Source organism: Leucobacter sp. GX24907, from assembly GCF_053567335.1.
The window spans coordinates 112,535-128,496 of record NZ_JBSGPD010000001.1 but is presented as its reverse complement, the minus strand read 5'-3'; the positions used below and the strand labels follow the sequence as shown (position 1 = coordinate 128,496).

The 15,962-nt window shown below is 65.0% G+C and carries 17 protein-coding genes; 9 read left to right on the top strand and 8 right to left on the bottom strand.

All coding sequences use genetic code 11. The features are described 5' to 3' along the window. Nucleotides 1–140: 140 nt before the first annotated feature. Nucleotides 141–689 (bottom strand): YdeI/OmpD-associated family protein, encoded by a 549-nt coding sequence (locus tag ACUYV6_RS00665; RefSeq protein WP_449276721.1) that lies wholly within the window; start codon nucleotides 687–689, stop codon nucleotides 141–143. A 117-nt stretch (nucleotides 690–806) separates the two neighbouring features. Here ACUYV6_RS00665 and ACUYV6_RS00660 point away from each other — a divergent pair, with 117 nt between their 5' ends. The 4 genes from ACUYV6_RS00660 (at nucleotide 807) to ACUYV6_RS00645 (ending at nucleotide 3,929) form a co-directional block, all read left to right on the top strand. Continuing rightward, complete coding sequence (locus tag ACUYV6_RS00660) at nucleotides 807–1,250, top strand: VOC family protein (protein WP_449276720.1); 444 nt, start codon at nucleotides 807–809, stop codon at nucleotides 1,248–1,250. A gap of 66 nt (nucleotides 1,251–1,316) precedes the next feature. After that, nucleotides 1,317–2,249: an EamA family transporter gene (locus ACUYV6_RS00655; RefSeq protein WP_449277135.1), complete on the top strand. Its 933-nt coding sequence runs from the start codon at nucleotides 1,317–1,319 to the stop codon at nucleotides 2,247–2,249. Nucleotides 2,250–2,320: 71 nt separating this feature from the next. Continuing rightward, nucleotides 2,321–3,418 (top strand): alpha/beta hydrolase, encoded by a 1,098-nt coding sequence (locus tag ACUYV6_RS00650; protein ID WP_449276719.1) that lies wholly within the window; start codon nucleotides 2,321–2,323, stop codon nucleotides 3,416–3,418. Nucleotides 3,419–3,485: 67 nt separating this feature from the next. Further along, entirely contained in the window at nucleotides 3,486–3,929 is a 444-nt protein-coding gene (locus ACUYV6_RS00645; protein WP_449276718.1) for an NUDIX hydrolase, read from the top strand. A 61-nt stretch (nucleotides 3,930–3,990) separates the two neighbouring features. Here the strand turns inward: ACUYV6_RS00645 and ACUYV6_RS00640 are convergent, their stop codons facing one another. Continuing rightward, nucleotides 3,991–4,485: a DNA/RNA helicase gene (locus ACUYV6_RS00640; RefSeq protein ID WP_449276717.1), complete on the bottom strand. Its 495-nt coding sequence runs from the start codon at nucleotides 4,483–4,485 to the stop codon at nucleotides 3,991–3,993. A 156-nt stretch (nucleotides 4,486–4,641) separates the two neighbouring features. On the opposite strand from ACUYV6_RS00640, the gene ACUYV6_RS00635 reads away from it, so the two are divergent. After that, nucleotides 4,642–5,151 carry a peptidylprolyl isomerase gene (locus tag ACUYV6_RS00635; protein WP_449276716.1) on the top strand — a complete coding sequence of 170 codons (510 nt, stop codon included), beginning with the start codon at nucleotides 4,642–4,644 and terminating at the stop codon, nucleotides 5,149–5,151. Between the two features lie 8 nt (nucleotides 5,152–5,159). Further along, nucleotides 5,160–6,107 (top strand): rhomboid family intramembrane serine protease, encoded by a 948-nt coding sequence (locus tag ACUYV6_RS00630; protein ID WP_449276715.1) that lies wholly within the window; start codon nucleotides 5,160–5,162, stop codon nucleotides 6,105–6,107. 149 nt (nucleotides 6,108–6,256) lie between these two features. Here the strand turns inward: ACUYV6_RS00630 and ACUYV6_RS00625 are convergent, their stop codons facing one another. Continuing rightward, nucleotides 6,257–6,529, bottom strand: a complete 273-nt coding sequence (locus tag ACUYV6_RS00625; RefSeq protein WP_449276714.1) for a cell division protein CrgA — start codon at nucleotides 6,527–6,529, stop codon at nucleotides 6,257–6,259. Nucleotides 6,530–6,589: 60 nt separating this feature from the next. Here ACUYV6_RS00625 and ACUYV6_RS00620 point away from each other — a divergent pair, with 60 nt between their 5' ends. Genes ACUYV6_RS00620 through ACUYV6_RS00610 form a run of 3 tightly spaced genes read left to right on the top strand, consistent with a single transcriptional unit; the run spans nucleotide 6,590 to nucleotide 8,147 of the window. After that, the gene (locus ACUYV6_RS00620) at nucleotides 6,590–7,360 is read left to right on the top strand and encodes a class E sortase (protein WP_449276713.1); all 771 of its coding nucleotides are present in this window, start codon (nucleotides 6,590–6,592) and stop codon (nucleotides 7,358–7,360) included. Further along, entirely contained in the window at nucleotides 7,357–7,515 is a 159-nt protein-coding gene (locus ACUYV6_RS00615) for a hypothetical protein (RefSeq protein WP_449276712.1), read from the top strand. The genes ACUYV6_RS00620 and ACUYV6_RS00615 overlap by 4 nt, the downstream gene beginning before the upstream one ends. Beyond that, nucleotides 7,512–8,147 (top strand): anthranilate synthase component II, encoded by a 636-nt coding sequence (locus tag ACUYV6_RS00610; RefSeq protein ID WP_449276711.1) that lies wholly within the window; start codon nucleotides 7,512–7,514, stop codon nucleotides 8,145–8,147. Before ACUYV6_RS00615 ends, ACUYV6_RS00610 begins: the two co-directional genes overlap by 4 nt. A gap of 167 nt (nucleotides 8,148–8,314) precedes the next feature. Here ACUYV6_RS00610 and pknB read toward each other — a convergent pair whose 3' ends face one another. The 5 genes from pknB to ACUYV6_RS00585 all read right to left on the bottom strand — a co-directional run bounded on the left by pknB (nucleotide 8,315) and on the right by ACUYV6_RS00585 (nucleotide 15,961). Next, nucleotides 8,315–10,033 (bottom strand): Stk1 family PASTA domain-containing Ser/Thr kinase, encoded by a 1,719-nt coding sequence (pknB, locus tag ACUYV6_RS00605; protein ID WP_449276710.1) that lies wholly within the window; start codon nucleotides 10,031–10,033, stop codon nucleotides 8,315–8,317. A 72-nt stretch (nucleotides 10,034–10,105) separates the two neighbouring features. Beyond that, nucleotides 10,106–11,830: a protein kinase domain-containing protein gene (locus tag ACUYV6_RS00600; RefSeq protein ID WP_449276709.1), complete on the bottom strand. Its 1,725-nt coding sequence runs from the start codon at nucleotides 11,828–11,830 to the stop codon at nucleotides 10,106–10,108. Continuing rightward, a complete protein-coding gene (locus tag ACUYV6_RS00595; RefSeq protein WP_449276708.1) occupies nucleotides 11,827–13,314 on the bottom strand; it encodes a peptidoglycan D,D-transpeptidase FtsI family protein in 1,488 nt (495 codons plus the stop codon). The genes ACUYV6_RS00600 and ACUYV6_RS00595 overlap by 4 nt, the downstream gene beginning before the upstream one ends. Further along, complete coding sequence (locus ACUYV6_RS00590; RefSeq protein ID WP_449276707.1) at nucleotides 13,311–14,714, bottom strand: FtsW/RodA/SpoVE family cell cycle protein; 1,404 nt, start codon at nucleotides 14,712–14,714, stop codon at nucleotides 13,311–13,313. The genes ACUYV6_RS00595 and ACUYV6_RS00590 overlap by 4 nt, the downstream gene beginning before the upstream one ends. Beyond that, nucleotides 14,711–15,961 carry a Stp1/IreP family PP2C-type Ser/Thr phosphatase gene (locus ACUYV6_RS00585; RefSeq protein ID WP_449276706.1) on the bottom strand — a complete coding sequence of 417 codons (1,251 nt, stop codon included), beginning with the start codon at nucleotides 15,959–15,961 and terminating at the stop codon, nucleotides 14,711–14,713. The genes ACUYV6_RS00590 and ACUYV6_RS00585 overlap by 4 nt, the downstream gene beginning before the upstream one ends. Between the last annotated feature and the right edge of the window lies 1 nt (nucleotide 15,962).

The following is a 15,962-nucleotide window of genomic DNA, read 5'->3' as shown; positions in this document are numbered from 1 at the left end:
AGCTCAATTTGCAGATTCGCGGCTGCCTCCGGCGGAGGGTTTGCTCCGGTACAAGCATCACGGCGCAAGAAGCCGGCGGACGAGCGGTTTGGGCACTCCTGGAATAGCTCGTGATACTCGGGCTTTGGGAGATTCGTGGATCACGCGCTGAGGCGCTGCACGATCTGGAGGATGCGGACACTCCTTTGCTCGGGTCTTGCAGTCATGAGCTTCAACAGCAGTGGATAGCGTTCGCTCACCGTCAGCGCCTCAAAGCGTTGTCTGGCCGCAGGGTCATGCGAGAGGGCAGCGATCAGGTCCTCTGGAGGCTCCGCCGTTGCCGATCCGGCATAGGCGCGTGCCCAGCGACCATCGGCCTGTGCGAGTTCGATCTCGGCGAGGCCGCGGGGCCGTATACGGCCCTGTTCGAGCAGGCGCTCGACGATCCCGACATTGCGTTGCGACCAGATCGACTTCGAACGCCGCGGCGTGAATCGCTGGATGAACATCGCCGCGTTGTGAGCACGCTTCTGCCCGTCGATCCACCCGCTGCACAGGGCCTCCTCGAGCGCCTGAGCGTATGTGAGTGATGTGGGGGATACGGTGCCCTTCTTCGCGAGCAGCAGCCACACACCGTCGGCGTCGTGCTCGTTCGCGTCCAACCACGCTCGCCACGCGGTCGCATCCCGAAGGAGCACCGAATCAGTCATGTCGTCAGTCCTCACGCCGTAGTGGACTTGCCTGTTTCCAGCGTACTGCGGTGCAGCACTGCGGTGCAGAAGCGTACTGCGGCACCGCGATGCAGGCCCGGGGCGTAGGATCGCGGCATGACCCTCAGAATGGACAATGTCGGCATTGTCGTCGAAGATCTCGCGCCGGCGATTGAGTTCTTCCGTGTGCTCGGCCTCGAGCTCGAGGGGCAGGCCATGGTCGAGGGCGAGTGGGCCGGGAAGGTTACAGGGCTGGGTGATCAGCGCGTCGAGGTGGCCATGATGCGGACTCCTGACGGACAGGGCAGGATCGAGCTCTCGCGCTTCATCGATCCGCAGGTGGTGGCCGATCACCGTCGTGCGCCGGTCAACGCGTTGGGGTATCTCAGAGTGATGTTCTCCGTCGACGACATCGATACGGTGCTCGAGGCAGCCCTCGAGCACGGTGCAGAGCTCGTCAGCAGCGAGGTGGTGCGCTACGAAGATGCGTACCGTCTGTGCTACATCCGCGGGCCCGAGGGCATCCTCATCGGCCTGGCGCAGGAGCTCACTGAGCGCTGATGAGACTTACGCGCCGGATGGCTACCGGCGTGCCCGTTCCACCTCTAGTGTTGAGCTGTGACAGAGATGTTGAACACGGGGCCGCTCCCCGTCGTCGGCGCATCCGGAGGGTCGGGCGGTCGCGGCAATGCGTCGATTCCGCCGGGTGCGGGTGCTGCGCCGCGAGGAACGGACCCCATCGGCATCGGCATGGCCGTCGGCAGTTCGATGAGCGCCCAGTTCGGCGCCGGCCTCGGCGCCCTCGCCTTCCCGGTGCTCGGCCCGGTCGGTGTGGTCGCGGTGCGCCAGGTGGTTGCAGCGATCTTCTTCACTCTGTTCGCCCGCCCGAATCTTCGCCGGATGACCCGACACGAGTGGGGTCCGGTGCTCGGCCTCGCCGCCTGTTTCGGGTTGATGAGCGTGACGCTCTACTTCGCGATCGAGCGGATCGGCCTCGGCCTCGCGATCACCATCGAGTTCTTGGGTCCACTGGTGCTCGCGGTCGCATTCTCACGTCGCCGTCTCGACGTCCTGTGCGTGCTCGCCGCTGCGGTCGGCGTGATCATGCTCGTGCAGCCGGGTCCGAGCAGTGATCTGCTGGGCATCGGAGCGGCACTGCTCGCCGCAGTGGGGTGGATCTCGTACATCCTCCTGAACCGGCAGGTCGGGAGGAAGCTGCGCGGTGTGCAGGGTGCGGCGGCGGCCAGCATCGTCTCGGTGGCGGTCTGGCTGCCCATCGGTGTCGTGTGGTTCGTGCTGCACCCGCCGACGATCTGGGCGATCGCTCTCGCCGCGATCTGCGGCGTGATGTCGTCGATCGTGCCGTTCGCGGTCGATGTGCTGGCGCTCAAACGATTGTCGCCGGGATTGTTCAGCACCCTGGCGAGCCTGCACCCCGTCTGGGCCGCGATCGCGGGCATGCTTCTGCTGCACGAGTTCTTGAATCCGGTCGAGTGGGCCGGGCTCGGGCTCGTCGTGCTGAGCAACGTGGTGGTCACCGGGGCGAGTTTCCGGCGATGAGCGCGCAACCCGAGATGCGGGTACGCCCCCTGACCCGTTCGAACTCTCAGGCCGCAGCCTAGACTGGCCCCATGACGGAGTGGCGCCAGGACATCCTGGGTCCAGGCTTCGAGTGCACGGATCTCGACCTTGGCGAGGATGATGAGGGTCGAGTCGTCGCAACGCTCGTCCGGCACGTGGCTGACCCGCGGCCGTGGTGGCAGCGCATACTTCCTGACCGCCGTGAGCTCGCCGGTGTTGATGTGCTCTATGTGCATGGTTGGTCGGACTACTTCTTCCAACGTCGCTTCGCCCGCTTCTGGTCGGTGCGGGGAGCGAACTTCTACGCACTCGATCTGCGAAAGTACGGGCGCAGTCTGCGCGAAGGCCAGACTCCCGGCTATATCGAGAATCTCGATGACTACGATGCCGATCTTGAGGCTGCGCTCGAGCGCATGGGTCACGGAATAGATCAGCCATCGGGTCAAGAACAAGAGCAACAGTCGAAACCGGACCAACGACAGCAACAGAGCCAGCCTCGCCGCCGGCTGATTCTCGCGGGGCATTCGACCGGTGGTCTCGTGCTCAGTCTCTGGATGGGCCGGCACCCCGGAAGGGCTCATGCGCTGGTGCTCAACAGCCCGTGGTTGGAGTTCCAGCTCACCGGTATGGGGCGTCAGATGCTGGCGCCTCTCGTCGACCTGCGTGCGCGCTTCCAGGCGAAGGAGGCTTCGCCGCAACTCGACTTCGGGTATTACAGTCGAGCGCAGCGCGAGGTCGAAGACGCGAATGATCCCCTCGAGATCGATCTGCGTTGGCGACCTGAGCGTGCTCATGCGATCTCGGCCGGCTGGTTGCGGGCGGTGCTGCGCGGGCACGCGCGGGTTTCCGCGGGGCTCGGGATCACGGTGCCGGTCTGCGTGCTGCTGTCGACTCGCAGCGAGTTGCCCGCACGGTGGAGCGAGCATCTCACGCGCGCCGACACCGTACTCGACGTGGATGAGGTCGCCCGTGCCGCGCTACGTCTCGGGTACTCGGTGACGGTCGAGAGGATCGACGGTGCCCTGCATGATGTGTTCCTCTCGCGGCATGATGCGCGTGACGAGGCTTACGCAAGGCTCGGACGATGGGTCACGGGATGGGCCGTGGGGCAGCGACGGGGTGGGAAGCGCGGCGGCACGATCGACTGAGGTTGCGCCTGCCGAGGATCGAGCACGGCTGAAGATTGAGCACAGCCGAGCAGGATAGGCTCGATGCATGGATTTGCGAGTGGCCGCCTACGCGGTGGTGGAGCGGCGGGGAAAGCTGCTCCTCACTCACTGGCGACGGGGTCGCATGCATGGGTGGACGCTGCCCGGGGGTGGCCTTGAGAGTGGTGAGGATCCCCGTGACGCCGTCGTACGCGAGGTGTTCGAGGAGACGGGCCTGGACGCGCGTGTCGGCAAGTTGCTCGGGGTCGATTCGCGGGTCATGGTGCGGGAAGAGGTGCCTGAAGGCACGGATCCCGAACTGCATACGATTCGAATCGTCTACCGAGCGACGGTCAAAGACGGCCCGCTGCGGCACGAGATCGATGGCTCTTCCGACGAAGCGCGCTGGGTGCAGATCAAAGACATCCGCTCGTTGCGCACCCTCTCACTGGTGCAGACCGGCATGCGCATGGCCGGGATCGGCCGGCGGTCTCCGAACCGCCAGCGCTAGAGACGGCAGCACGCACTGACGCCAGAGGGCGCTCCAGCGCCAGTGCGTGCGCACATGCGAGTTAGTTCTCGGGGGCTACCCAGAGCTCATCGTCGGCGCGGAATGCCTGCCAGATCGCGTAGCCGATACCCGCCGCGGCAGCGACACCGAGGCCGATCGCGATGATGCCGCCGGCGCGCTTCTTCTTGGACTTGATGAGCCCCTGGCGCTCGCCGAAACGGCGGACCTGCTTGGCCGCATCGGGGTTGTCGAGACGATCGAGCGTGCTGATGGTGCTCGCCAGCGCTGAGGCGACCAGCGGGGTCGTCAGCAGACGGACGCGGTCGGCGGCGCGACGGGCCGATCCGACACCGCGCTCGACGTAGGGACGCACCTGGTTCGCGGCGTTCTCGACGCGGGGGGCGACGTAGGTGTTGCCGAGGCTCTTCGCGTGGCTCGTGGCCTCGTGCAGCACATCGCCCGCGTGGCCGAGAACGAAGCGCTGCTCATCGAGAAGTTCCTGGGCGTTTTTGCGCAGACGGCGCTGTTCGCGTCGGTGCTTGCGTGAGAGTGCCATGAGTCCTCCGTTGCGTCAGTGCGGGTTGCCCTCGCGGGCCGCTTACCTCCACGCTACACCGAAGAGACCCGACAGTCTGGGCGGTCTCCCGGGATTCTCAGCCCTCATGGATGGAGGTCACCGCTCCTTCTGGTGCGGTCCAACTAGAATCGCAGCATGACGATTCACACTTCCGTTGCGACCATTCACACCAACCACGGCGATATCGTGATCAACCTCTTCGGCGACCATGCGCCGAAGACGGTGAAGAACTTCGTCGATCTTGCCGAGAAGGGCTTCTACGACGGGGTCATCTTCCACCGCATCATCCCGAACTTCATGATCCAGGGCGGCGACCCCACGGGCACTGGTACCGGCGGCCCCGGCTACACCTTCGACGATGAGATTCACCCGGAGCTCGTGTTCGACAAGCCCTACCAGTTGGCGATGGCGAACGCCGGCAAGCGCCCCGACCTCACCGGCCGTCTCGCCGGTACCAACGGCTCGCAGTTCTTCATCACGACCACTGCGCCCGACTGGCTCAACGGGAACCACACGATCTTCGGTGAGGTCGCCGATGACGACTCGAAGGCCGTTGTCGACGCGATCTCTGCTGTGCAGACCGGCGCCGCAGACCGTCCGGTCGAAGATGTCGTCATGTCCGGCGTCGATATCGCCGCGGCCTAGGTCGCGTGGTGGCGAACGGATCGAGGCCCGAGTTCGGCGAACGGGCCGACTACGGGGCCGAAGACGTCTGCTATCGCCACCCGCGCACGCACAGCTTTACGCTGTGCCAGCGCTGCGGGCGGACCATCTGCACCGATTGCCAGATCCAGTCGGCGGTCGGTGTGCTGTGCCCGGACTGCGTTCGTGAAACGCAGCCGAGCACCGCAAAGCGAGCTTCCCGCTCTGCGAAGGTGGCCGCGCGGCGCCTCGGCGACCACGATAAGCCGGTTGTCACCTACGCGATCATGGGGCTGTGCGCGGTCGTGTTCGTGCTGCAGCTCATCAGCCGCCACTTCGGAGGCGATGAAGTCACCCGGCTGCTCTGGTATGTACCGTTCTACTCGTTGCCCGACGGCACGTACTCGAACGTGGGATTCGAGCCGTGGCGCATGGTCACGGTCATGTTCACGCACTCGACCGGCTTCCTGTTCCACATCCTGTTCAACCTGTACGCGCTCTTCTTGTTCGGGCCGAACCTCGAGCGCATGCTCGGCCGGCTGCAGTACGCGCTCCTGTATCTGTTCTCGGGCGTGGGCGGCGCAGTCGGCGTGATGCTCTGGGTCTATGCGGATCCGATGACCGAGAACGTGCCGACCGTAGGCGCGTCGGGAGCCATCTTCGGCGTACTGGCGGCAACTCTGGTCGCGTTCCGAGCCGCACGCATCAACGCGACGTCGCTCGCGGTGCTGCTCGCCATCAACTTCGGAATCGGCTTTCTGCCGGGAGCCGCGATCTCGTGGCAGGCGCACCTGGGCGGGATGATCTTCGGCGCGATCACGATGTGGGTGCTGCTCAGCACCCGGGGTCCGCGCAAACGGGTACTCCGTGGCGTGGGAATGCTCATCGTCGCCGCGGCGCTCATCGGTCTGTCGTTCGCGTACTTCGTGGTGATGCCGGCGGTGCAGGCGACGATGTGAGGGCCCGGCATCATGCCGAGCCCTCACATCGGTGCAGAAACCGAGTTATCCACAGGGTTATCCCCGCCTGGGGAGGAATTACACCGCTGTGATTGTTTCGGATCGGGCCGGAACTGTGCGGGATACTGAGCCGAGCGGCAACTCTGTCGTCACTTCCACCAGGGTGTCATCAGGAAGCCCACGAGCACGAGGCCGAAGCCGACGAAGATGTTCGCCTGATCGATCTGCGGAATCGGGAGCTTCAAGGTCGCGCTCGTCACGTAGTAGAGCACGATCCAGATGAGTCCGAGCAGCATGAAACCGAACATCACGGGCTTGAACCAGACGGGGTTCGGTGCCTCCTTGCGCGCGGCCGCCAATTCGGCCTTGCTCAGTTCGGTCTCTTTGCCGCCACGCTTGCTCACGTCTTTCGCTGCTGCCATGCGCACGATTCTATCCTGAAGCCCAGGACGCTACCGGAGAGCCCCCATACAATGGGGACCATGAGTTCTTCCCCGGCTGCCGGTGCGCGGCACCGCCGCCGTCGGAAGCGTCGCGCACCCCTGAGCCCCCTCACCGTGATCGGCGAGATTCTGCTGCTCGGCGGGCTGGGCGTATTCGGCTACATCGTGTGGCAACCGTGGCACACGGGCGTGACGGTCACCGCCCAGCAGCAAGAGATCTCGAACGAGATCTCCGCGGGCTGGGATGACAACACGAGTGAGGGGTCCACCGACGGAGTTCCAGTGGCAGAGTGCCCGGAAGGTCAGGAAACGTGCGCGATCCTGCACATTCCGGCCTTCGGGCTCGACTTCGCCGCCCCGGTAGTCGACGGTACTGACTGGAACACCGTGCTGAACTCTCCCGACATGGGCAGCGGACACTACCCGGCGACGCAGACACCCGGCGAGGTCGGCGGCAACTTCGCCGTTGCGGCGCACCGCAACGGTCCGGTGATCGCACCGTTCCGCGAGGTCATGAACCTGCGGGTCGGCGATCCGATGTTCGCCGAGACGCCCGACGGCTGGTACCTCTACCGTTTCCGGTCGATCGAGTACGTCACCCCCGACCAGAGTGAAGTGCTGAACCCCTTCCCGCACCTGGAGGGCGAACCGGGTGAGGATCAGATCCTCACCCTCACCACCTGCCACCCCAAGAACTGGGGCACCGACGAGCGCGCGATCGCCTACGGTGTGCTTGAAGACTTCCAGCCACGCTCAGACGGTGTGCCCGAAGAGCTGATCGAGCTCAGGAAGGGAGGCGATCAGACATGATCTCCCTCATCTGGCGCTTCTTCCCGGGCCCGGCCTGGCTGAGAGTGTTCGTCGTACTCCTGGCCCTCGCGGCGCTCGTGTACGTCGTGATTGTGTACGTCTACCCATGGGTTGCACTGCAGCTCCCCGAACCGGAAGCGACGATCTCACCATGACGCAGATCTTGGTCATCGACAACTACGACAGCTTCGTCTACACGCTGAACGGCTACCTCAGGCAGCTCGGCGCCGAGACGCAGGTCATACGCAACGATGACCTCAGTGTCGGTGAGCTCGAGCAGCTCGTCACCGAAGTCGATGGCGTGCTGCTCTCGCCCGGCCCGGGCACTCCGACTGACGCGGGGGTCTCGGTGCCGATGGTCGGCATCGCGCTGCGCACGGGAATCCCCCTGCTCGGTGTGTGCCTCGGCCACCAGGCGATCGCTGAAGCCCTGGGCGCGACCGTTACCCATGCGGAAGAGCTCATGCACGGCAAGACCTCGCGCGTACAGCATCACGGCGATGCCTTTTTCGCGGGCGTGTCCGACGAATTCACCGCCACCCGCTACCACTCGCTCGCTGTGGTGCGAGACACGATCCCCGACGAACTCGTGGTCACCGCCGAGACGGCATCGGGCATCGTCATGGCCCTGCGCCACCGCGAGCGCCCCATTTACGGGGTGCAGTACCACCCGGAATCGGTGCTCACCGAAGGCGGCTACCGTCAGCTCGGCAACTGGCTGGATGTCGTCGGACTCCCGAATGCATCGGCGGTCGCAGCCTCGCTCTCACCGCTCATCGTGGAGTAGGTTAGCCCGCCACCCCACGCTTCGCTCTGTGGGCTGCCGCCGTGGGCGGCACCGCGGGCGATCCAAAACGCGATGCGTTCTGAGTTAGCCCGCCACCCCACGCTTCGCTCTGTGGGCTGCCGCCGTGGGCGGCACCGCGGGCGATCCAAAACGCGGTGCGTTTTGGATTAGCCCGCGCAATACGAAATCTCGACGCGAACGCCTTGATCCTGCTTCCCGACCACGCTCTGGTTGATGATTGTGATCGGAGACTCCTGCTTGCAGTCGTCGGAGGGAACCGCGAACGGGTCCACACTCACCTGCTGCAACAACGCCATTGCGGCGTCGAGCGACTGCCCTGTGACGTCGGGAACGGATACCTTGCCGCTCGAGACGGTCAGCGTGACCGACTCTCCCGAGCCCAGGCGCTCTCCGGGCTTCGGATCGACATCGAGCACACGACCTTCCGGTTCGACGGGGTCATCCTTCTGATTGACCACACCGACCTTGAGACCGAGGCCCTCGATCTCCTTCGTATAGTCCTCGACAGACATTCGCGCGATATCCGGAATCTCCGCCGACTCCGGGCCGATTGAGACGGTCACGGTCACGGTGTCACCCGCGGTGACGCGTGCGCCGGCCTCCGGGTCCGTTGAGATGACGCTGCCCGCAGCCACATCTTCATCGGAGTGTTCGACCTCGATCGGGATCAGGCCGAGGTCTTCGAGGGTCTCCTTGGCGGCTTCGGCTTCGATGCCTGCCAGATCCGGGATCTCACGCATCGTGCTGGGCTGGTACTCGCGCGGCACCAGCGTGACGAGCCAGAAAATCACTGCCGCGATGATCGCGCCGATGGTCAGGATCGCGGCCCAGGTCCACAGCACCGGTGGTCGGCTCTGCGTCCGTGCGCCGCCACCGCTCTCAGAGAGCTGGCGCAAGGCGAGGTCGGAGTCCGAGACCTCTTCTCCGCCGGAGAAGAGCAAGTTGTCGTCACCGGCCGGGGTGGCGAGCTTCGGCATCGTGCCGTCGGCGGCCATCCGCAGTGCTTCGCGGAATTCGGCGGCGGTCTGGAAGCGGCGGGCGCGATCCTTCGCCATCGAGTGCAGCACCACGCGATCGAGTGCCGGGCCCACGCTCGAGTCGCGCTCGCTCGGCGGGGCCGGACGCTCGCTGACATGCTGGTAGGCGACCGCAACTGCGGTGTCGCCACGGAAGGGCACGTCACCAGTCAGCAGTTCATAGAGCAGTACACCGGTAGAATACAGATCGGTGCGGGTATCGACCGTGTCGCCCTTCGCCTGCTCAGGTGAGAAGTATGCGGCGGTGCCGAGGATCGCAGTCGTCTGCTGCAGCGTCGACGACGTCTCGGAGACCGCTCGCGCGATGCCGAAGTCCATGACCTTCACCTGGCCGGTGGTGGTGATCATGATGTTGGCCGGCTTGATGTCGCGGTGCACGATGCCGGCCCGATGCGAGTACTCGAGCGCGGTCAGCACCGACTCGACGATGCGGCACGCCTCGGTCTGCGAAAGCTTGTTCTCGGACGCGAGCTGTCGCAGGTTCGTGCCCTCGACGTACTCCATCACGATGAAGGGCAGCCGCTGCGGGCCGTCGGCGGTCTGGATCAGGTCATCGCCGGCATCGAATACGCGCACCACCGTCGGGTGCGCCATGCGAGACGCGGACTGCGCCTCTTGCCGAAAGCGCTCGCGGAACTCGTCATCGCCCGCAAGATTCGCCTTCATGATCTTGATGGCGACTTGCCGACCCAGCTTGGTGTCGGTACCCCGGTAGACGGTTGCCATGCCCCCCTGACCCACGAACTCGCCTATCGCGTAGCGACCGGCGAGGATGCGCTGTTCCGCATCGCTCGGCGTCTCCGGCATGGTCACCTCTTCCGTGGTCATAGTCGGTCTCTAGTCTAGGGGGGACGAACCTCTGATCATGCTCTGTAGAGACCCCTGCGACTCAACCGTTATCTATTCCTCGTCATCGTCTGATACCGCCCCCACGACCTTGACGGTAAGTGCGGCAGATTGACCTGATTCCTTCGTTCCGGACCCGTCACTGCAGGTGAAGCCGTACGTGATCTTCATCGACTTTTCCTGTCCGGCTTCTACAGTCGGAGTGTTCTGGATGTGAGCGCCTGGTGACTCGGTGTCGAGATACGCGCTTCCATCGACATAGACCGTATATGTAGACACAAAGAGTCCGGACGGGCACTGAGCAGTCGACAAGCCGACGTCAAAAGCCTCAGCAGAATTCACTTGACTCGGTCCAGTTGGTGCATTCCGAGGAGCGCTAATATCTCCGACTGCTCCGTTATAGGTGAGTACGATCCTCTCATTCAAAGGAACCTGGCTACCAGTCGGATTGACGTCGATCACCTGGCCGGCGTCAGCTATCGAAGGTGAGCCCTCGGTGCGATTGATGTTCGTGAAGCCCAGACCCTGCAGATAGCCTTCGGCCTCGTCGACATTCATGCCGATGAGCTGCTGTGCGTCGACGACACCGGTTGTGGCGGGTTCCTCCGTCGGTTCCTCGGAAGGCGTCGGCGAGGCCGACGTGGGAGTGGGCGTCGTCGTCGCAGGCGAGTCTGTACCGCTGCCGTTGATCAGCGCGAACACGGTACCGGCGCCGATGAGCAGCAGCAGCACGATCAGCGTGATGAGCGGCCAGCGCCAGGGGCTCTTCTTCTTGCCCTCTTCGGCGCCTTCCTCGACCTCTTCGCCGTCGACGGCATCGAGCTGCGCAGTGCTGGGCAGCGCCTGCGTCTGCGGCATGACGGTCGTGGCGGCATCGTCGCCCCCGGTCTGCGGCAGCACGGTGGTCGCGGCATCGCCCGCGCCGAGGATCTGCGGAACGTAGCTCGCCGCCTGCTGCACGTTACCGCGGTGCAGGGCCGCGGCGGCGTGAGCGAGCTTGGCCGCGGTCTGCGGCCGACCGTCGGCGTCCTTCGCGAGGCACGCGAGCACGAGATTCGACACCGGGCCTGATACGTCGTCCGGCAGATCCGGGGGCGTGTCGTTGATCTGCGCCATCGCGATCGCGACCTGCGAGTCGCCGGTGAACGGACGCTTACCCGCGAGGCACTCGTAGGCGACGATGCCGAGCGAGTAGATGTCGGTCGCCGGGGTCGCCGTGTGACCGCTCGCCTGCTCGGGGGCGAGGTACTGCACGGTGCCCATGACCTGGCCGGTCGCGGTCAGTGGCACCTGATCGGCGATCCGGGCGATGCCGAAATCGGTGATCTTGACGCGACCTTCGGGGGTGATCAGCAGATTTCCCGGCTTGATGTCGCGATGCACGAGCCCGGCGTCGTGAGCGGCCTGCAGGGACGTCGCGGTTTGCGCGACAATGCCGAGTACACGATCGGAGGGCAGCCGCCCCTCGCGTTCGATGATCGATGAGAGCGGCTCGCCGGGCACGAGCTCCATCACGATGTAGGCAGAGCCCTGCTCCTCGCCGTAATCGAAGACGTTGGCGATGCCCTCGTGGTTGACGAGTGCAGCGTGACGGGCCTCGGCGCGGAACCGCTCGAGGAAGCCCGGATCGCCCATGTACTCGTCTTTGAGAATCTTGATGGCGACGGTGCGGCCGATGATGCTATCGCTGGCCTTCCACACTTCTCCCATGCCACCGACGGCGATCCTCGAGCTCAGCTCGTAGCGTCCGCCGAATGTGACTCCTGCAGTTGGTCTCATTCGCTCAACACCGCTTCCATTACTTGTTTTCCGATCGCAGTGGGAAGCTCGAACGAGCTGCCCTCAAACCCATACGCTTCTCCGCCCCCATCGGCGATCAGCACGGCCACCGCCACCTCCGGATCATCGGCGGGAGCGAATCCCGTGTACCAGAGGTTGTAGGGCAACGGATTGCCCGCCTCGTCTTCGCCGTTCTCCGCGGTGCCGGTTTTGCCGGCGACCTGCACTCCGGGAATCGCCGATCCGGCAGCTGCGCCGTCGGATGAGGAGACCCCTCGCTCCATCATCTCACCGATGGTCTGAGCGGTGCCCTTCGAGATGGGCTTGCTGAACACCTCGGGGGCGTATTCGCGCTCGACGCGCAGATCTGGAGTGATGACACGATCCACCAGCTGCGGCTTCATCACCTCGCCGTCGTTCGCGATGCCGGCCGACACCATGGCGATCTGCAGGGGCGTCGCGATGACATCGAGCTGACCGATCGACGCGATCGCAGCCTGTGCCTCGTCTTCGGGCACCGGCGACTCGCTGGGCGTGACGGGCACCGGAATCTCGAGCTCCTGGCCGAACCCGTAGGCGGCGGCCATATCGGGGATCGTGCTCTCGTCCATCTTCATCGCGAGTTCGGCGAAGGGAATGTTGCACGACAGCGCGAGTGCGCGGTCGAGCGATACCTCGTCACCGGGGCCGCAGGTCGAACGCGAGGCATTGCGCATGACCGCGCTCGATTGCGGCAGCTTGAGCTCTGCGGGGTTATCGAACTTCGAGGTCGACTTGGCCTCTTCGGCCTCGAGGGCTGCCGACACCGTCACGAGCTTGTAGACGGAGCCTGGGTGGTAGAGGGAGCCGGCGATCGCCCGGTTCGCGAGGGGGCGATCGGGATCGTCTTCGAGCGCGCGATAGTTCGTGATGATCTCGGCATCGTTGTTGGTGGAGAGCTCGTTCGGGTCGAACGTCGGGGTCGACGCGAGAGCGAGAATACGACCGGTACCAGGCTCGATCGCCACGACCGCGCCCTCGAAGCCGCCCTCGGTGAGGCCGTTGTACGCCGCCTCCTGCACCTTCCGCGAAATGCTCAGCTCAACGGAGCTGCCCTGCGGGTCGACGCCGGTGATGGTGTTCATGATGCGGCTGAAGAACTGCGCGTCGCTTGAGCCCGACAGGTCTTGGTTCATGGCGGCCTCGACACCGGTGATGCCCTGGGTGTGCGAGAAGTAGCCGGTGACCGGGGCGAACAGGGGTCCGTCGCTGTACTGACGCAGAAACTGGAAGCTGTCGCCCGTCGGCGTCGAGTAGGCGACCGGGTCGCCGTCGACGAGGATCGACCCGCGCTCGACCTTGTAACTGTTCTTCAGGGTGCGGGTGTTGTACTCATTGTTTCGCAGTTCGTCGGCTGAGACGAACTGGATCATCGTGACCGCGAAGAACAGCACGACGAACATGCCGAACACGGTTCGGGTGAGGAATCTGAGCGGCTTGTTCATGCGCGGATCACCAGCTTCGGCCGGTTTCGGACGGAGTTCGAGAGGCGCAGCAGCAGGGCGATGATGATCCAGTTTGAGACGAGGGAGGATCCGCCGGCCGCGAGGAACGGCGCCGTGAGTCCGGTGAGGGGGATCACGCGGGTGATGCCGCCCACCACGATGAACACCTGCAGCGCGATGGTGAACGAGAGGCCGGCGGCGAGCAGCTTGCCGAAATCGTCTTGGCCGGCGAAGCCGATCCGGAGCCCGCGCGCGACCAGCAGGAGGTACGCGGCGAGCACCGTGAACACGCCGATGAGACCCAGCTCTTCACCCAGGCTCGCGAAGATGTAGTCGCTCTGCGCAAACGTCGTCAGCTCGGGGTAGCCCTGGCCGAGACCGGTACCGGTCATGCCGCCGTTCGCCATGCCGAAGAGGCCGTTGATCATCTGGTGCCCCGCGCCATACGGGTCGGCGAACGGGTCGAGCCAGTTGTTGAAGCGCACCTCGACGTACGACAGGGTCTGGCTGGCGAGGATGCCGCCGAAGAGGAACAGGCCGACACCGAGGATGATCCAGCCGATGCGCCCCGTGGCCAGGTACAGCATCGACAGGAACAGGCCGAAGTAGAGCAGCGAGGTGCCGAGGTCGCGCTGGAACACGAGCACGCTCATCGCGACGAGCCAGAACACCAGCAGCGGGCCGAGATCGCGGCCGCGCGGGAAGCGGATGCCGAGAATCTTCTTACCGACCATCGCGAGGGCGTCACGGTTGCGCACCAGGTAGCCGGCGAAGAAGATCGCGAGCAGGATCTTCGCGACCTCGCCGGGTTGGAATGAGAAGAAGCTGCCGAGGCGGATCCAGACCCGCGCGCCGTTGATCTCGGCGCCGATGCCGGGAAGCATCGGGAGCAGCAGAAGCAGCAGGGCCGAGAGGCCGAGCAGGTAGGTGTACCGGAACAGCACCAGGTGGTTCTTGATGATCCAGATCACCGCGATCGCGACGAAGATGGCGACCGCCGACCAGACCAGCTGACGTACGGAGTCAGCGCTCCAGCCGGAGAGCCCGGTCGCCAGGTCGATGCGGTAGATCATCGCGATGCCGAGCGAGTTCAGCATGACCGCGATCGGCAGCAGCAGCGGATCCGCATCCTGCGCGCGCAGGCGGATCGTGATGTGCAGCGCCAGCACCGCCGCGATGAAGAGCACGCCGGGCGCGAGCAGCGTGGTCTGCACCGACCCTGAGATCGTGAGGTCGATGATGCACACGGCACCCACGCCGATCGCGAGCGAGAACAGCACCAGTGCGAGCTCGAGGCTCCGAAGCAGACGGGGGGCGCGGATCGCCGTGATGCGCTGCAGTACCGTCTCGCTCGTGCGGGTCTTCTCGAAGCTGCGCGGCTCGTTGCTCGAGTTGCTCATTCTTCGTCGCCCCCCAACCGGAGGACGATGTCGCGGGCCTCTTCGATGGAGCCCGCACTGAGCGTGCGCTCGAGCTGGCGACGTTCGTTGCCGTCGAGGTCGGTAATCGGAATCTCGGTATCCTCCGCAACGGAGTGGAGAGGGAACGATCCGAGGTCTTGCTGTACGCCACGGTAGATGATGACGGTTTCGCCGTCGGTGCCGACGAAGTAGCGCGACTGCGTCCACTGGTAGCCGATGATCGCGGTACCCACGAGGGCGACGACGACGCCGAGCACGCCGAGCAGCCACAGCATGCGGCGACGCCAGTTGCGGCGGCGGGTCTCGGCGATGAGTTCGGCGAGGTACTCGTCGACGCGCGGCTCGAAGTGGCTCTCTTCGATCTGCGGTGCGCGCCGGCTCGGACGGCGGCGGCCGAGCAGCTTGGTGCGGGCCGTGCTCACGGGCTCGTGGTCCGGCAGCTCGGCGGCGGCCGAACCGGCGAAGCGCGGGCCGAGGAGGTGCTCGTCTTCGACGGGCTCGGGCAGTGTCTCGACGAGCACGGCCGTGACATTGTCGGGCGCACCGTTCGCGAGGCTCTTGTCGATGAGGTGGTCGACCGCATCTTTCAAGCTCGAACGCTTGCGCAGCACCTTCTCGATATCTGAATCGTCGACGTAGCCGCAGAGACCGTCGGAGCAGAGCAGCCAGACGTCGCCGACCTTCGTATCGAGTACCTCGGTGTCGATATCGGGTGAAGAGTCGACGTCGCCGAGCACGCGCATCAGAACGGAGCGCCGTGGGTGGGTCTTCGCCTCCTCCTCGGTGATCCGGCCGCTATCGACGAGACGCTGCACGAAGGTGTGATCCTTCGTGATCTGCTTCATCTTGTCGTTGCGCAAGCGGTACAGACGCGAGTCGCCGATGTGGGCGACGGCGAGCTTGTCGCCAACAGTGAGGAACCCCGTGAAAGTGGTGCCCATGCCCGACAGTTCGGGCCGATCCTGCACCGTTGAACGGAGCATGCGATTCGTATCGAGCAGTGCGGCCTTCAGCGCGAGGGTGCTCTCCGTGGGATCGCCCGTCGGTTGGTTCTCGAGCTCGGCCATCGACTTCGCTGCGAGCGCCGAGGCGACATCGCCGCCCGCATGGCCGCCCATACCGTCGGCGACGAGGAACAGCCGGTTGCCGGCGTATCCGGAGTCCTGGTTATTGGAGCGCACCATTCCCACATGGGAGCTGATGCTGCTTGCATAGCCGACCGTCACG

Excerpts from the sequence above, each read along its gene's own strand:
- ACUYV6_RS00615 (WP_449276712.1), top strand. The coding sequence starts at position 7,357 with ATGATCTCCCTCATCTGGCGCTTCTTCCCGGGCCCGGCCTGGCTGAGA.
- ACUYV6_RS00655 (WP_449277135.1), top strand. The coding sequence starts at position 1,317 with ATGTTGAACACGGGGCCGCTCCCCGTCGTCGGCGCATCCGGAGGGTCG.
- ACUYV6_RS00595 (WP_449276708.1), bottom strand. The coding sequence starts at position 13,314 with ATGAACAAGCCGCTCAGATTCCTCACCCGAACCGTGTTCGGCATGTTC.
- ACUYV6_RS00665 (WP_449276721.1), bottom strand. The coding sequence starts at position 689 with ATGACTGATTCGGTGCTCCTTCGGGATGCGACCGCGTGGCGAGCGTGG.
- ACUYV6_RS00650 (WP_449276719.1), top strand. The coding sequence starts at position 2,321 with ATGACGGAGTGGCGCCAGGACATCCTGGGTCCAGGCTTCGAGTGCACG.
- pknB (WP_449276710.1), bottom strand. The coding sequence starts at position 10,033 with ATGACCACGGAAGAGGTGACCATGCCGGAGACGCCGAGCGATGCGGAA.
- ACUYV6_RS00660 (WP_449276720.1), top strand. The coding sequence starts at position 807 with ATGACCCTCAGAATGGACAATGTCGGCATTGTCGTCGAAGATCTCGCG.
- ACUYV6_RS00610 (WP_449276711.1), top strand. The coding sequence starts at position 7,512 with ATGACGCAGATCTTGGTCATCGACAACTACGACAGCTTCGTCTACACG.
- ACUYV6_RS00620 (WP_449276713.1), top strand. The coding sequence starts at position 6,590 with ATGAGTTCTTCCCCGGCTGCCGGTGCGCGGCACCGCCGCCGTCGGAAG.
- ACUYV6_RS00640 (WP_449276717.1), bottom strand. The coding sequence starts at position 4,485 with ATGGCACTCTCACGCAAGCACCGACGCGAACAGCGCCGTCTGCGCAAA.
- ACUYV6_RS00645 (WP_449276718.1), top strand. The coding sequence starts at position 3,486 with ATGGATTTGCGAGTGGCCGCCTACGCGGTGGTGGAGCGGCGGGGAAAG.
- ACUYV6_RS00625 (WP_449276714.1), bottom strand. The coding sequence starts at position 6,529 with ATGGCAGCAGCGAAAGACGTGAGCAAGCGTGGCGGCAAAGAGACCGAA.
- ACUYV6_RS00590 (WP_449276707.1), bottom strand. The coding sequence starts at position 14,714 with ATGAGCAACTCGAGCAACGAGCCGCGCAGCTTCGAGAAGACCCGCACG.
- ACUYV6_RS00635 (WP_449276716.1), top strand. The coding sequence starts at position 4,642 with ATGACGATTCACACTTCCGTTGCGACCATTCACACCAACCACGGCGAT.
- ACUYV6_RS00600 (WP_449276709.1), bottom strand. The coding sequence starts at position 11,830 with ATGAGACCAACTGCAGGAGTCACATTCGGCGGACGCTACGAGCTGAGC.